Source organism: Stenotrophomonas mori, assembly GCF_023556335.1.
In the GTDB taxonomy this organism is placed as follows: Bacteria; Pseudomonadota; Gammaproteobacteria; order Xanthomonadales; family Xanthomonadaceae; genus Stenotrophomonas; species Stenotrophomonas mori.
This window is the reverse complement of sequence record NZ_JAIKTS010000003.1, coordinates 197,302-213,281: the sequence shown is the minus strand read 5'-3', so window position 1 is coordinate 213,281 and position 15,980 is coordinate 197,302. Positions and strand designations below refer to the sequence as shown.

Sequence of the window (15,980 nt, the reverse complement as noted above, 5' to 3'; positions counted from 1 at the left end):
CTCTACTCGGAAAGTTCAGGGGAAAAGGAAGGAGGACGCAACGGCTGCTGGCGCAGCGGCGCGGTCGAGCCGCGCACCACCAGCTGCGGCACGAAGCCCTGGTTCTGCAGCTGCATGGGGTTGTCTTCGTAGGCGTCGGTGCGCAGCTGGCTGATCAGCAGCCGCGCCGCATGCCGGGCGATGTCGCCGGTGGCCTGCTTGGCCGTGGTCAGCGCCGGCCACGACTGGCGCGAGAACGGGCTGTCCTCGAAGCCGGCGATGGACAGGTCGTAGGGCACATTGAGGCCGGCCGAGTTGGCGGCGGCCAGCACCCCGGCGGCGATCTCGTCGTTGGAGCCGAAGATCGCGGTCGGCGGGTCGCGCAGCGCCAGCAGGCGGCGCGCGCCGCGGAAGCCGTCGTCGAAGGTGTAGTCGCCGGGAATCACCAGGTGCTTGTCCAGGGTGATGCCGTAATCCTTCAGCGCCGCTTCGTAGCCGGCATGGCGCTCGCCGCTGGAACGGTGCCCGGGGCCGCCCCACAGGAAGCCGATGCGCTGGTGGCCGAGCTGGATCAGGTGCTCGGTGATCTCGTAGGCGGCGTCGCGGTCGTCCACGAACACGCAGGCGCCGTCGGCCGGATCCTCGGTGGCGGCGATGATGCGCACGGTCTTGATGCCGCGCGCATTCAGTGCCGCCACCAGCTCCGGGCGCTCGGACATCGGCGCGGTCAGCACCAGCCCGGCCAGGCGCGAGCGCTGCACCCAGTCGGCCAGCTCCTCGGCCAGCATCGGCGAGGTCGAGTCGCAGGGATGGATCTGCAGGCCGAACCCGGTCTCGCGGCAGGCCGACAGCACGCCGTTCTGCACCCCGATGATGTGGTACGGGTTGGGGTTGTCGTACACCAGGCCGATGACGAAGGTGGTGCTGCTGCGCAGGTTGCGCGCGGACGGATCCGGCTCGTAGTCCAGCTCGGCGACCGCGCGCAGCACCCGCGCACGGGTGGCCTGCATCACCGAGGGCTCGTTGTTGATGACCCGTGACACCGTCTTCAACGACACCTTGGCCCGCTCGGCGACATCCTTGATGGTCGGTCTGCGCATCACTGTTTCCTGTCTTGACTGACTGCCGTCAATGATGCTCGATTCAGCCCTCATGCGCGCGTCCCGCACGTTGCCCGGCCAGGGCGAAATACAGGATGTACAGGTAGCAGGGCACCATCAGCGCCGCGAACACCAGCTGGAAGTGTTCCGGCGCCTGGTGCTTGAGCAGGGCGAACAGCTGCGGAATGATCGCGCCGCCGGCGATGCCCATCACCAGCAGCGCCGAGCCGGTCTGGGTGAAGCGCCCCAGGCCGCGGATCGCCAGCGGGAAGATCGCCGGCCACATCATCGCGTTGGCGAAGCCCAGCGCCGCCACGAAGCCGACCGAGACGTAGCCATGGCTGAAGAAGGCGCCGAGCGTGAACAGCACGCCGAGCACCGCCGACACCGCCAGGTAGCGCTCCTGCGAGATCACCCGCGGGATCAGCGCCAGGCCGACGAGGTAGCCGATCAGCATCGCGAACAGGGTGAACGAGGTGAAGAACTTGGTCTGGTCCAGCGGCAGGCCGAACGCATGGCCGTACGTGCCGATGGCATCGCCCGCCATCACCTCCACGCCCACGTAGAGGAACAGGCAGATCACGCCCAGCCACAGGTGCGGGAACTGGAAGATGCTGGTGCGCACGGCCGCGCCGGCCTCCGCCGGCACCGCGTTGGCCTGCTCGGCCTGCAGCTCCGGCAGCGGCGAGAACCACACCGCCACCGCGGCGACCAGCAGGATCACGAACATCACCAGGTAGAAGCCGCGGATGCCGCCGGCGAAGCCGGACAGCAGCGCCTCGCGGGTGGCCGGATCGGCACTGGCCACTTCCGCGGCCAGGTCGCCGACCCCGTGCAGCACCAGCGAGCCGAGCAGCAGCGGCGCCAGGATGCCGGCGATCTTGTTGCAGATGCCCATCAGCGCGATCCGGCGCGCGGCGGTCTCGATCGGGCCGAGGATGGAGATGTAGGGGTTGACCGAGGTCTGCAGCAGCGCCATGCCGCCGCCCAGCACGAACAGGCTGGCCAGCGCCCCGGGGAAGATCCGCCAGGTGGCGAACTGGCCGAACGCCGCCGCTCCCAGCGCCATCACCACCAGGCTCAGCGCCAGCCCGCGCTTCATCCCGGTGCGGCGCAGCACCCACGAGGCCGGGATCGCCAGGAAGAAGTAGGACAGGTAGAACACCATCAGCACCAGGAACGCGGCGATCTCGCTGACCTGGAAGGCCAGCTGCACGAAGGTGATCAGCGGCCCGTTGAGCCAGGTGAAGAATCCGAGGATGAAGAACAGACCGCCGACGATGGCGATCGACGACGCCATGCCGGTGCGCGGCGAGGAAGCGGGAACAGCGGACATCGGCAAGGCTCCTGCAGTACGAGAAGGGCGGTTCACGCCGCCCGTGGCTACGGTCCGTCCAGCCCGGCCCCGCCGTCCTGCGCGCCCCTCGGTGGGAGCGCAATGCGGACGTGGAGGAACATGCGCGATGCCCGGGCCGCACCGGCGTCGGTGACGGCATGTCCGCACATGCAGGGTCGTGAACGGTTCCCATCTGGAAACAACGTTGTCACATTTATGGTTTGACAGCACAAGGTTTGTCAACAGCGCGTGCAGGCCGCCACCATGCCGACGACCGCCGCGGCGAGCGCAAGAAGACGCCGCGGCGCGGCATCGGCATCGCAATCACCGGGGTTTCATCGACGCTTTCGCGGCACGCCCGCGACAGCGTTCGGCCGACAGAGCGCGCGTCCGCCGCTGCAATGCAGCATCGAAAGTTTCATCGATTCGTTGACATCGTTGTCAAAACGGCCACAGACTCGGCCCCCGAATGGCGCCTACCGGGCGCTCCCCACAACGCCATAGGGAATCCGAGTGACCGCAGCCGCTTCAACACTGCACCCCTTTCCGCAGGACAGCGGCGCGCCGCCTTTCCTCGCCGCCGACGTGGGCGGTACCCATGTCCGCATCGGCCTGATCCGCGGCGGTGCGCAGCCGGGCGTGGAGATCCTCGGCTACCGCAAGTACCGCTGCGCCGACCACCCGAGCCTGAGCGCGATCCTGGCCGACTTCGTGGGCGAGACCGGCGCGGTCGACGACTGCGTCATCGCCAGTGCCGGCTATGCCCTGGCCGACGGCACCGTGCTGTCGGCCAACCTGCCCTGGCCGCTGTCGGCCAACCGCATCCGCGAGGACCTCGGCTTCCGCGCCGTCCATCTCGTCAACGATTTCGAGGCCGTCGCCCACGCCGCCGCCCACATCGACGGCAGCCAGGTCCTGCAGCTGGCCGGACCGGCCGAAACCCAGCGCGGCCCCACCCTCGTCGTCGGACCCGGCACCGGCCTGGGCGCCGCCGTCTGGATCCCCGTCGGCACGCGCTCGGTCGTGCTCGCCACCGAAGCCGGACAGGCTTCCCTGGCCGCCGGCAACGAACTGGAGATGGCCGTCCTGCAGCACATGCTGCGCGGGCGCGGACACGTCTCCATCGAGCACGGCGCCCTGTCCGGGCCCGGCCTGCTCAACCTCTACAACGCCCTGTGCGCGGTGCGCGGCAACGCCCCCGTGCACACCACCCCCGACGCCGTCAGCGCCGCCGCCTGCGAAGGCAGCGATCCGCTGGCCGTGGACACCCTGCACCTGTTCTGCGGAATCCTCGGCTCCACCATCGGCGACATGGCCCTGCTCTACGGCATCCAGGGCGGCATCTACCTGGCCGGCGGCATCCTGCCAAAGCTCGGCCCCTTCCTGCTCGGCAGCACCTTCGTCGAACGCTTCCTCAACAAGGGGCCGATGACGCGGGCGCTGCAGCGCATTCCCGTGAAGCTGGTCGAGCACGGGCAGCTGGGCGTCATCGGCGCCGCAAGCTGGTATCTGGAAAACATGGCCACGCAAGCCCCCGCAGCATAAGCAACAGATGCACCAGCACCACCTGCAGTACCCCGGCACGCGAGTGCCATCATCCCGATGTTGAGGAGAGACAACATGCACCGCAAGACCTTGCTTTCGGCAGCGATCGTCAGCTGCCTCGCCTTCAGCGCCCATGCGCAGGAAGCCGCCCAGAGTGCCGTCGACCTGGATACCGTGACCGTGACCGGCATCCGCGGCTCGATGGAGAAGTCGCTGGATACCAAGCGCGAGGCCAACGCCCGCGTCGAAGTCGTCACCGCCGAGGACGTCGGCAAGCTGCCGGCGCACAACGTCGCCGACACCCTGCAGCGCCTGCCGGGCGTGAACATCAGCTCGTCCAGCGCCGACGAGGGCGGCTTCGACGAAGCCGACCGCGTCAGCCTGCGCGGCACCAGCAACAGCCTCACCCAGACCCTGATCAACGGCCATACCGTCGGCTCGGCCGACTGGTTCGTGCTCAGCCAGGGCAACAACGTCGGCCGCAGCGTCAGCTACACCCTGCTGCCGTCCGAACTGGTGCGCTCGGTGGAGGTCTACAAGTCCTCGCAGGCCAAGCTGCAGGACGGCGGCACCACCGGCTCGATCAACATCATCACCCGCAAGCCGCTGGAGTTCTCCAAGCCGATCACCGCCGAGGCCTCGATCGGCGCGGTGCGCTCACAGCAGGCCAAGTCGACCGACCCGCAGCTGTCCGGCCTGTTCAATTACCGCAACGACGACGGCACCTTCGGCGTGATGGTGCAGGCATTCAGCCAGAAGCGCGAGCTGCGCCGCGAAGCCCAGGAAATGCCGTCGGGCTGGAACCGCATCGCCCCCAATGATCCCGCGGCCCTCGCCGACCCGAACCTGGCCGGTGTGCTGGTACCGATCCTGGTCGGTTCGACCCTGTTCGAGCAGACCCGCGAACGCAAGGGCGGCCTGCTGGCGCTGCAGTTCAAGCCGGCCGACAACCTCACCCTGGGCATCGAGGGCTTCAGCTCCAAGCTGGACGCCGACAACTACAACCGCAACTTCATGATGGGCCCGCTGTTCAGTGGCTCGCCGTTCGCCAGCTCCGAAGTGCCCGACCACTACGTGATCAAGAACGGGGTGATGACCGAGGCCAGCTACGCCGGCAAGCCGCTGGTGAACTACGCCGTCTACGACATGATCGCCCGTGAATCCACGGCCAAGAGCAGCTACGTCACCCTGGATGCCGACTGGCAGGTCAACGACGACCTCACCGCCAAGTTCCAGGCCGGCACCACCAAGGGCGTGGGCGACACCCCGCGCCAGTTCATCGCCGAGGTGAGCCTGGCCGAGGGCAACGGCGCCGGCTGGACCTCCCACGGCAACGGCGCGCCCATGGACTGGCACGTCGGCGGCGACACCAGCGTCGCCGGCGTGACCGGCTTCGGCACCTGGGGCAACCAGCGGGTCAAGGCGATCGACGAGGAGAAGTGGTTCAGCGCCGACTTCAGCCAGTACTTCAACACCGGCATGCTCAGCAGCGTCGACTTCGGCCTGCGCTACGCCAAGCACGAACGCGAAGCGACCTCGCCCGAAGGCGCCACCCCGGGCAACATCTGGGGCGCGCTGCAGACCGCTCCGACCACCGCCTTCCCGGGCGGCTTCGCCAGCTCCATCGGCGGCAAGTTCCCGCGCGACCTCTGGTACTACTCCTTCAGCACCCTGAAGAACGCGGTCATCAACAACTCCACCTGGCTGTCCGGCGACCACGGCCCGACCGGCCGCCACAACTACGGCGCCGAGTGGAAGGTGGCCGAGAAGAACCTCGCCGCCTACCTGCAGGCCAACTTCAGCGGTGAGGCCTGGAGCGGCAACGTCGGCCTGCGCTACGTCCGGATCGACCAGGACATCGACACCTTCGTGGCGGCGACCGTCGACCCGGACGTGAGCAGCCTGTTCGGCGCCTGGAACCGCCTGCAGTACAACAACACCCGCGGCCGCCTGCTGCCCAGCGCCAACTTCAAGTTCGACCTGGACGACAACCTGGTGCTGCGCTTCGCCGCATCGCAGACCCAGACCCTGCCGGACTACTCGGCCCTGGGCGGTTCGGCCAGCGGTTCGGACGCCAGCCGCACCGGCGCCGGCGGCAACCCCGCGCTGAAGCCGACGCTGTCGACCAACTTCGACGTGAACCTCGAGTGGTACTTCATGCCGCGCGGCCTGCTGTCCATCGGCGCCTTCTCGATGAACATGAAGGACTACGTGTCCTTCGGCAGCGAGAACCGCATGCTGTTCAGCGAGCTGACCAACCAGATGGAGAACTACCTGATCGCCATGCCGGTCAATGCCGACGCCCAGGTGCGCGGCTACGAGCTAGCCTATCAGCAGCCGATCGGCGAGAACTTCGGCGTGGACGCCAACTACACCTACTCCGACGGCAGCTCGTCGCGTGCCTGGAGCGACGGCACCCACAACCTGATCGGCAACTCGAAGGACACCTACAACCTCGGCGTCTGGTTCGAGAACGACCGTTTCGGCGCGCGCGTCGGCTATACCTACCGGTCCTCGTTCCTGATCGGCCCGAAGGCCGCCGACCCGTACTACCAGGACTCCTTCGGCACCCTGTCGGCCTCGCTGAACTGGAAGGCCACCGAGTGGCTGAGCTTCAGCCTGGACGCGCTGAACCTCAACGACCCGACCTACAAGTACTACCAGAGCGCGGACATCCCGGCCGCCTTCTACAGCAACGGTCGCCAGTACTACTTGAACGCTCGCTTCAAGTTCTGATCCACTCCGGCAGGCGCCATCGCCGGAACGCATGACCGCCGGGCCTGGACGATTCCGGGCCCGGCGTTTTCATGTGCGGACGGCCGCGGGCGCGGCCACCGCACAATCCCGTTACCGTGGTGCCGGGTCCGCCCCGGCCATGCACTCCCCGCAATCCCAGGCCGCCGCCGGGCCCGCCCGGCGCCGCCGCAACAGGAGCTCCGCCCATGACGACGTCCCTCCGCCCGCGCCGACGCGCCCCCTGGCTTGGCCCCTGCCTGCTGTTCGGCCTTTCCGCCCTGCAGGCCCAGGCCGCCGGCACCGTGCCGCCGCTGGTGCCGCTGCCCGCCCACTACCAGGCCGACCCCGGCGCCGGCTTCGTGCTCGGCGACGCCGCCCGTGCCGGAGGCAGCGACGACGCCGGGCGCCGCGCCGCGGCGCGGTTCGTGGACCTGCTGCGGCAGAACGGCGGCCCCGCTGTCGCCGTGGCCGACAGCACCGGTGCCGCGCAGATCCGCTTCCGCCTCGATCCGTCGGCCACCCGGCCCGCCGAAGGCTATCGGCTCAAGGTCTCCGACACCGGCATCGACATCAGCGCCGGCGACGACGTCGGCCTGTTCTACGGCGCGGTCACCGCCGCCCAGCTGCTGACCGGCGACACCCCCGGCCAGGCCGCGGCCGCCACCATCGACGATGCCCCGCGCTTCCCGTGGCGCGGCTTCATGCTCGATTCGGCCCGGCACTTCCAGAGCATGGAGGAGATCAAGAAGCTGCTCGACGCCATGGCGCAGCACAAGCTCAACACCTTCCACTGGCACCTCACCGACGACCAGGGCTGGCGCATGGAGATCAAGCGCTACCCGGAGCTGACCGCCGTCGGCAGCTGCCGCGTACCGCTGGGCGACGCCGGCCGCGACCCCGCCAGCGGCGAGCCGCGCCGCTACTGCGGCTACTACACCCAGGAGCAGATCCGCGACGTCATCGCCTATGCCGCCGACCGCCACATCCAGGTGATCCCGGAGATCGACGTGCCCGGGCACGCCACCGCGGCGATCGCCGCCTATCCCGAGCTCGGCGTCACCGACCAGCCGCTGGTCATCGACAACCAGTGGGGCGTGTTCCAGAACCTCTTCAACACCGAGGAAAGCACCTTCCAGTTCCTGGAGAACGTGCTGGAGGAGGTGATCCAGATGTTCCCGGCCCGCTACGTGCACGTCGGCGGCGACGAAGCGGTCAAGGACCAGTGGATCGCCTCGGCCCGGGTGCAGCAGCGCATGCGCGAGCTCGGCGCCAAGGACGAAATGGAAATGCAGAGCCACATCATCAAGCGCTTGGAGACGTTCCTGGAACGGCACGACCGCCGCCTGATCGGCTGGGACGAGATCCTCGAAGGCGGGCTGCCACCGGAGGCCACGGTGATGTCCTGGCGCGGCACCGAGGGCGGGCTCAAGGCCGCCAGCGAAGGCCACGACGTGGTCATGACGCCGGTGACCCACATGTACATGGACTACCTGCAGACCGATTCGCCGGACGAACCGCCGGGCCGTCCGACCACGATCACCCTGCAGAAGGCCTATGAGTTCGAGCCGGTCCCGGACGAGCTGGCCGCGGACAAGCGCGCCCACATCCTCGGCCTGCAGGCCAACATGTTCAACGAGCACACCCGCAACGACCGCAACCTCGAGCACAACCTGTTCCCGCGCCTGGCCGCGGTCGCCGAGACCGGCTGGAGTCCGCGGGCGCAGCGCGATTTCGCCGGGTTCCTGCAGCGCCTGCCGCGCCAGCTGCAGCGCTACCAGGCCATGGGCATCGCCTATGCGCGCACCCCGTTCCAGGTGGACCTGCGCGACAAGGGCGAGCACCGTACCGGCCAGGTGCGCGTGGACCTGGTCAATCCGCTGGGCTATCCGGTGCACTACACGCTCGACGGCAGCGCGGTCGACGCCGGCTCGCCCCGCTATGTCCAGCCGCTGCAGCTGGAGGTGCCGGTACGGATCCAGGCCGCCGCCTTCTTCCAGGGCCGTCCGCTGGCCGCGCCACGCACCTTCACGCTCGATGCCGGCTCGCTGCTGGCCCGCGACGACACCCAGCTCGGGTTGTGCCCCGGCGACCCCAAGCTGCTGCTGCGACTGGAGGACGACGGTCCGGCCGACGGCGAGCGCGCCATCTTCAACGTCAACATCTTCAGCCCGTGCTGGCTGTGGTCGGACGTGGACCTGACGGGTATCGGCGGCATCGCGGTACGTGCCGGGCGCATCCCCTACAACTTCCAGCTCGCCAACGACGAGCCGAGCCGGACGTTCGCCCCGGCCCGCACCGCCCATGGCGAGCTGGAGGTGCTGGCCGACTGCAAGGGCACACCGCTGGTCTCGCTGCCGCTGCCGGCCTCCCCGGACGCGGACGGCTTCGTGCTGCTGGAGGCGCCGATCCCGGCCTCGGCGGCGCGCGCCGACCTCTGCATCCGCTTCACCGGCGACACCCGCCCGGACCTGTGGACGCTGGACTGGGTCAAGCTCACGCCGCGCGACTGAGCCACCGCCCGGGGCGCCAGTGCCGGCGCCCCGGCGCCGGCCGATACCCGCTTTCCGGCGCCCGTACCCGGTGCGCCGGACCCGGCAGGACAACGCCGCGGACAGCGGCCCCCGGGCAGGACCCGCACCGCCCGCGCGCCACGGCGCCACGGGCAGGCCGCGCCCGGCCTGCTCGTTTTCAGATGCAATCAAATTTTTCTTTTAATTCATCGGGATACGCAGTGTCCGGGCCGCTGTCGCGATGTGAAAATTTTGTGCGGCATGACTTGACATCGTTGTCATGAGGCGCCGACACTCCCGGTGCCGCAGCGCCATCCAGGGGGGGCTGCCGATTCACGGGGAGAAGGTGTGGTCGCGAGCGTCAAACCAGTCCAGCCGCAGACGGCCACATCGGCCGCGCCGCTGATCGCCGCCGATGTCGGCGGCACCCACGTCCGCGTCGGCGTGGTCCGGCCCACCGGGCAGGGTGATGCCATCGATGTCCTGGCCTACCGCCAGTACCGCGGCGCCGACCATCCCGGCCTCGGCCAGATCCTGGCCGACCTGCGTGCCGAGACCCCCGGCGTGCGCGACTGCGTCATCGCCAGCGCCGGCCATGCCCTGGCCGACGGCACCGTGCTGTCGGCCAACCTGCCCTGGCCGCTGTCGGCCAACCGCATCCGCGAGGACCTCGGCTTCCGCGCCGTCCACCTCGTCAACGATTTCGAGGCCGTCGCCCACGCCGCCGCCCACATCGACGGCAGCCAGGTCCTGCAGCTGGCCGGACCGGCCGAAACCCAGCGCGGCCCCACCCTCGTCGTCGGACCCGGCACCGGCCTGGGCGCCGCCGTCTGGATCCCCGTCGGCATGCGCTCGGTCGTGCTCGCCACCGAAGCCGGACAGGCCTCCCTGGCCGCCGGCAACGAACTGGAGATGGCCGTCCTGCAGCACATGCTGCGCGGGCGCGGACACGTCTCCATCGAGCACGGCGCCCTGTCCGGGCCCGGCCTGCTCAACCTCTACAACGCCCTGTGCGCGGTACGCGGCAACGCCCCCGTGCACACCACCCCCGACGCCGTCAGCGCCGCCGCCTGCGAGGGCAGCGATCCGCTGGCCGTGGACACCCTGCACCTGTTCTGCGGAATCCTCGGCTCCACCATCGGCGACATGGCCCTGCTCTACGGCATCCAGGGCGGCATCTACCTGGCCGGCGGCATCCTGCCAAAGCTCGGCCCCTTCCTGCTCGGCAGCACCTTCGTCGAACGCTTCCTCAACAAGGGGCCGATGACGCGGGCGCTGCAGCGCATTCCCGTGAAGCTGGTCGAGCACGGGCAGCTGGGCGTCATCGGCGCCGCAAGCTGGTACCTGCAGCACCGCGCCACCTGACCCCGCGCGGCGTCCCTGTCCGGACACGCCGCAGGCGCACCCCGCCTTCCGTTCCGTCCCGGCCCACGCACGACCGCCCTACCGCACCGCCGTTCAACCCAACAACCCAGCAATGATGAGGAGAGACATCATGAGGTACCGCAAGTCCGTACTGTCCGCCGCGATCGTCACCTGCCTGAGCTTCTCCGCTCACGCGCAGGATGCCGGCGCCGCCAGCGAAGCGACCGACCTTGACCGCGTCGTCGTCACCGGCATCCGCGCCAGCCTGCAGCAGTCGCTCGAAACCAAGCGCAATGCCGACGCGATCGTCGACGTGATCACCGCCGAGGACGTCGGCAAGTTCCCGGCCACCAACGTGGCCGAGGCCATGACCATCATCCCCGGCGTGACCATCGACCGTGCCTACGGCCAGGGCGAGAAGGTCTCGATCCTCGGTACCGACCCGGCGTTGAACCGTACCCTGCTCAACGGCCAGGCCATCGCGTCGGGCGACTGGAACATGTCCGACTTCCCGACCCGCACGTTCAACTACTCGCTGCTGGCCCCGGAACTGGTCGGCAAGATCGAGGTGTTCAAGTCGCCGGAAGCGCGCATCGACGAAGGTTCCATCGGCGGTACCGTGATCGTCTTCACCCGCAAGCCGCTGGACATGCCGGAGAAGGTCAGCGTCTCCGGGCGCGTCAGCTACGGCCGCAACGACCGCGTCAAGAAGACCGACCCCAATGCCTCGGCCGCCTTCGCCTGGAAGAACGCCGCCGACAACTTCGGCATCATCGTCTCCGCGCAGGTCTCCAACGAGAGCATCCGCCGCGACGGTGTCGAGGCCTATGGCCACATCCGCGCCGGCGAGTACATCGACGGCGGCAACAGCGGCGCCAACGGTTCGGTGACCAACCTGCCGATCGACTGGTCGGTGGCGCCGAACCCGGACGGCTCGCAGCCGACCTCGGCCCCGACCTGCACCGGCGCCTGCGCCGACACCCTGTACGCCAACCCCGACGCCGTCGGCCCGAACGCGACCAGCGCCCACTTCTTCGAGCAGGAGCGCGAGCGCAAGACCTACTCGCTGGCGCTGCAGTTCAAGCCGGTCGAACAGATGAACATCGAGCTGAACGCGCTGAAGATCGACGCCAGCTTCGACCACATGGCGCAGTCGATGTTCACCCACCAGGGCAATACCTGGAACAGCCTCAAGTCGCTCAGCGACATCACCGTCAGGGACGGCCTGATCACCAAGGCCAGCCACAAGAACGGCCTGGTGGTGTTCGACCTGCAGAACCGCCGTGCCAACGTCGAGTCCGAGACCTACGACATCAAGCTGGACTGGAACGACGAACGCTGGTTCGCCTCCACCCAGCTCGGCCGCACCAAGGCCGACGGTGGCCCGAAGCAGGTGTTCGGCGAGTTCCTGGCGCGCACCGACTACACCTGGTCGATCGAGGACGCCCCGCGCAACCCCGGCAGCGTCCACTTCACCGGCGCCAACCCGTTCGTGAACCCGGACCAGTTCCAGATGGACGGCGGCTGGGGCGCGGACCCGAGCCAGCCCACCTGGAACACCGGCTGGGGCGGCAACCTGGTCGACAAGCCGACCACCGACAAGGAGACCTACGGCCAGGTGGACTTCGGCCTGAAGCTCGATTCGCCGGTGTACCTGCTGCGCTTCGGCTACAAGCAGCGCAAGCACGAGACCACCCAGATCCAGCAGGGCATCGGTCTGGCCTCGGTCGCCGGCTACGGTGACGCCAAGGCCTCCGACTTCGCCCCGCGCGACCTGCCCAACAACTACCTCAAGGGCTTCAGCGGCTACGGCGACCTCGGCAAGCGCTTCACCATCGACGGCTGGAAGCTGGCCGACTACATCAGCAGCGGTGACTGGCTGGCGCCGTGGCAGACGATGCCGGTGGTGTCGCCGTTCAGCGCCGAAGAGTTCGCCCGCAACAACTGGTCGATCGAAGAGGACATCGGCGCCGCCTACGTGCAGGCCGACTTCAGCTTCGACCGCCTGCGCGGCAACGTCGGCGTGCGCTATGTGCGCACCGAGCTGGAATCGGGCAGCTACGAGTGCAACACCGGCCTGGCCGGCTGCACCGAGCCGAGCTGGTCGGCCGACAAGCTGGCCGCTTCCTACGACCCGGTGGTGAAGAAGAACAAGTACAACAACGTGCTTCCGAACCTGAACCTGGTCTACGACGCCACCGATTCGCTGGTGCTGCGCTTCTCGGCCGCCAAGACCATGGCGCGCCCGAACTACACCGACGTCTCCTCGTACCTGTGGCTGTCCGACACCGCGCTGACCGGCGGCGGCGGCAACCCCAACCTCAAGCCGTACCTGTCCACCAACCTGGACTTCTCGGCCGAGTGGTACTTCTCCGACAACGCCATCGTCGCCGGCTCGCTGTTCTACCGCGACGTGTCCGACTACATCCTCACCGAATCGACCCCGGAAGTTCACTGGAACCAGAACCAGAACAAGGACGACACCTACCTGGTCGACCGTCCGCGCAATGCCGGCGACGCCAAGATCAAGGGCTACTCGCTGGCCTGGCAGCAGAACTTCGGCATGGGCTTCGGCGTCATCGCCAACTACACCTATTCCGATGGCGAAGCCACCGGCGGCCGGCCGCTGCCGTTCAACTCGAAGAACCAGTTCAACATCAGCCCGTTCTTCGAGAACGAACACGTCAGCACCCGCCTGACCTACGGCTGGCGCGACAAGTACTTCACCCAGGTCAGCGGCGGCCGCGACCTGTGGACCATGAAGTACGCCTCGCTGGATGCCTCGGTCAACGTCCGGATCAACGAGAACCTCAGCGTCGGCCTGGATGCGATGAACCTGCTGGACGAGAAGTACCACTCCTACTCCGGCGTGGAACAGCTCACCCGTGGCGCCTACCTCAGCGGCCGGCGCTACATGGCCTCGCTGCGCTTCGCCTTCTGAGGCACGGCATGCGTCCGATCTGCTGATTGCGGTTTCTTTCCTCCAACGGGCCTGGATTTCCAGGCCCGTTTTTTCCGGACGGGTGCCGGCGGCGTTCCGGCCCCGGCCGTCCCGGGAGCGCCACACGATGATCCGAAACAGACCTGCCGCGCTGCGGCACGCCGCCGCCCTGGCCACGCTGCTGGCCCTGGCCGCCGGCTGCGCCCGGCAAGCGCCGGCCGTCGCCCCGCCGGTTGCCGCCAGCCCCGCGCTGATTCCCCTTCCGGTCTCGCTGACCCCCGAATCCGGCCAGTTCGTGGTGACCGCCACCACCCGCATCCATGCCCGCGCGGGGGCCGCCGACGGGGTCGCCCGCCAGTTCGCCGACCTGCTCGCCCGCACCACCGCCTTCGACCTGCCGGTGGACAGCGGCGACCCGGCCACCGCCGGCATCCACTTCATCCTGGCCGCACCACGCAAGGACACCTCGCCCGAAGCCTATGTGCTGCACGTCGGCGAGGACGGCGTGCGCATCGAGGCCGGCGACGCCCATGGCCTGTTCAACGGCGCGATGTCGCTGTGGCAGCTGATGGCCGGCCCGCGCGCCGATGCGGTCGCTCTGCCGGCGATGCGCATCGAGGACGCGCCGCGCTTCGCCTGGCGCGGGGTGATGCTCGACTCGGCCCGCCACTTCTGGAGCGTGGACCAGGTCAAGGCACTGCTCGACGTCATGGCCACGCATAAGCTCAACACCTTCCACTGGCACCTGACCGACGACCAGGGCTGGCGCATCGAGATCAAGCGCTACCCCAGGCTCACCGAGATCGGTGGCTGCCGCGTGCCGCAGGGCGAGGCCGGCCGCAGGGCCGACGGCACCCCCGACCTGTACTGCGGCCATTACACCCAGGCGCAGATCCGCGACGTGGTGGCCTATGCCGCCGCCCGCCACATCACCGTCGTCCCCGAGATCGACGTGCCCGGCCACGCCCAGGCGGCGGTCGCGGCCTATCCCGAACACGGCGTGGTCGACGGCCCCACCCAGCCATCGCACGACTGGGGCGTGAACCCGTACCTGTTCAACCCGCGCGAAGAGACCCTGCAGTTCCTGGAAGGCGTGCTGGCCGAAGTGATCGACCTGTTCCCCGGCCCCTATGTACACCTCGGCGGCGACGAGGCGGTCAAGTACCAGTGGCAGGCCTCGCCCGCGGTACAGGCGCATCTCCGTGCCCTCGGCCTCAAGGACGAGGAGGCCCTGCAGTCGTACATGCTCAAGCGGCTGGAGAGCTTCCTGGAGGAGCACGGCCGCCGGCTGGTCGGCTGGGACGAGATCATCGAGGGCGGGCTGCCGCCGCAGGCCACGGTGATGTCCTGGCGCGGCATCGACGGCGGCATCGTCGCCGCCAGCCAGGGCCACGACGTGGTGATGACCCCCGGCGACACGCTGTACCTGGACTTCCTGCAGACCGACCTGCCGGACGAGCCGCCGGGCCGGCCGAAGTTCACCCCGATGCAGAAGATCTATGCGTTCGACCCGGTGCCGGCGGCACTGCCGGCCGGACAGCGGCACCACATCCTCGGGGTGCAGGCCAACATGTGGACCGAGCACACCCGCACCTGGGAGCGGCTGCAGCACAACCTGTTCCCGCGCCTGGCGGCGCTCGCGGAGATCGCCTGGACGCCGGCCCGGCACAAGGACTACGACGGCTTCCTCGAGCGCCTGCCGGCCCAGCTGCAGCGCTACAGGGCGCTGGGCATCGCCTACGGCCAGACCGCCCTGTCGGTGGCGATGCAGCGCCATGACGACCGCGCCGGCAACCGCGTACAGGTCGAGCTGGCCAATCCGCTGGGCTATGCCGACATCCGCTACACCACCGACGGCAGCGCACCGACGGCCCGGTCACCGGCCTACACCGCGCCCTTGACGCTGCAGGTCCCCACGGACCTCAAGGCCGCGACCTTCGTCGACGGCAGGCCGCTGGCCGACAGCGCCAGCCGGTGGACGCTGGATGCGGCCTCGCTGCTCACCCGCACCGACAAGACCCTGGCCCAGTGCCCGCAGGGCGGCCGCCTGCTGCTGCGGCTGGAGGACGACACCCCCGTCGACGGACCGCGCGAGACCTTCGACGTGACCCTCTTCAACCCCTGCTGGCTGTGGGAGGACGCACAGGTGCAGGACATCGCCTCGGTCCAGGTCCGGGCCGGACGCATTCCCTACAACTTCGGGCTGCTGCGCGAAGAGGAAGCCAAGCGCGGTTTCCGGCCGGCGGTGGCCGCGCATGGCGAGTTCGAGGTCCGCGACGGCTGCGATGGACCGCTGCTGGCCAGCGTGCCGCTCCCCGCGGCCCCCGACGCCGACGGCTTCATCACCCTGCACGCCCCGCTGCGGGTGCCGGCCGGTGGCCGCGCGGACCTGTGCATGACCTTCAGCGGCGACACCCGTCCGGCGATGTGGGTACTCAAGCAGGTGGTCCTGCGCCCGTAGCACCGCG

The 15,980-nt window shown here is 69.0% G+C and carries 8 protein-coding genes; 6 read left to right on the top strand and 2 right to left on the bottom strand.

The window, feature by feature from the left end; genetic code table 11:
* Positions 1 to 2: 2 nt before the first annotated feature.
* Positions 3 to 1,079, bottom strand: a complete 1,077-nt coding sequence (locus tag K5L01_RS10430) for a LacI family DNA-binding transcriptional regulator (protein ID WP_250064329.1) — start codon at positions 1,077 to 1,079, stop codon at positions 3 to 5.
* Between the two features lie 43 nt (positions 1,080 to 1,122).
* A complete protein-coding gene (locus K5L01_RS10425; protein WP_250064328.1) occupies positions 1,123 to 2,415 on the bottom strand; it encodes a sugar MFS transporter in 1,293 nt (430 codons plus the stop codon).
* A gap of 513 nt (positions 2,416 to 2,928) precedes the next feature.
* Here K5L01_RS10425 and K5L01_RS10420 point away from each other — a divergent pair.
* The 6 genes from K5L01_RS10420 (at position 2,929) to K5L01_RS10395 (ending at position 15,973) form a co-directional block, all read left to right on the top strand.
* Positions 2,929 to 3,960, top strand: a complete 1,032-nt coding sequence (locus K5L01_RS10420; RefSeq protein WP_250064327.1) for a glucokinase family protein — start codon at positions 2,929 to 2,931, stop codon at positions 3,958 to 3,960.
* A gap of 75 nt (positions 3,961 to 4,035) precedes the next feature.
* Positions 4,036 to 6,696 (top strand): TonB-dependent receptor, encoded by a 2,661-nt coding sequence (locus K5L01_RS10415; protein ID WP_250064326.1) that lies wholly within the window; start codon positions 4,036 to 4,038, stop codon positions 6,694 to 6,696.
* A 206-nt stretch (positions 6,697 to 6,902) separates the two neighbouring features.
* Positions 6,903 to 9,206, top strand: coding sequence for a family 20 glycosylhydrolase (locus tag K5L01_RS10410; protein WP_250064325.1), 2,304 nt, complete (start codon positions 6,903 to 6,905; stop codon positions 9,204 to 9,206).
* Between the two features lie 348 nt (positions 9,207 to 9,554).
* Positions 9,555 to 10,571 (top strand): glucokinase family protein, encoded by a 1,017-nt coding sequence (locus K5L01_RS10405; protein ID WP_250064324.1) that lies wholly within the window; start codon positions 9,555 to 9,557, stop codon positions 10,569 to 10,571.
* 130 nt (positions 10,572 to 10,701) lie between these two features.
* Positions 10,702 to 13,512: a TonB-dependent receptor gene (locus K5L01_RS10400; protein WP_250064323.1), complete on the top strand. Its 2,811-nt coding sequence runs from the start codon at positions 10,702 to 10,704 to the stop codon at positions 13,510 to 13,512.
* A gap of 127 nt (positions 13,513 to 13,639) precedes the next feature.
* Positions 13,640 to 15,973: a family 20 glycosylhydrolase gene (locus tag K5L01_RS10395; protein WP_250064322.1), complete on the top strand. Its 2,334-nt coding sequence runs from the start codon at positions 13,640 to 13,642 to the stop codon at positions 15,971 to 15,973.
* Positions 15,974 to 15,980: the final 7 nt, after the last annotated feature.

Bases quoted from the DNA above. Each gene is read 5' to 3' on its own strand.
- K5L01_RS10400 (WP_250064323.1), top strand. From the start codon at position 10,702: ATGAGGTACCGCAAGTCCGTACTGTCCGCCGCGATCGTCACCTGCCTG.
- K5L01_RS10415 (WP_250064326.1), top strand. From the start codon at position 4,036: ATGCACCGCAAGACCTTGCTTTCGGCAGCGATCGTCAGCTGCCTCGCC.
- K5L01_RS10430 (WP_250064329.1), bottom strand. From the start codon at position 1,079: ATGCGCAGACCGACCATCAAGGATGTCGCCGAGCGGGCCAAGGTGTCG.
- K5L01_RS10395 (WP_250064322.1), top strand. From the start codon at position 13,640: ATGATCCGAAACAGACCTGCCGCGCTGCGGCACGCCGCCGCCCTGGCC.
- K5L01_RS10425 (WP_250064328.1), bottom strand. From the start codon at position 2,415: ATGTCCGCTGTTCCCGCTTCCTCGCCGCGCACCGGCATGGCGTCGTCG.
- K5L01_RS10410 (WP_250064325.1), top strand. From the start codon at position 6,903: ATGACGACGTCCCTCCGCCCGCGCCGACGCGCCCCCTGGCTTGGCCCC.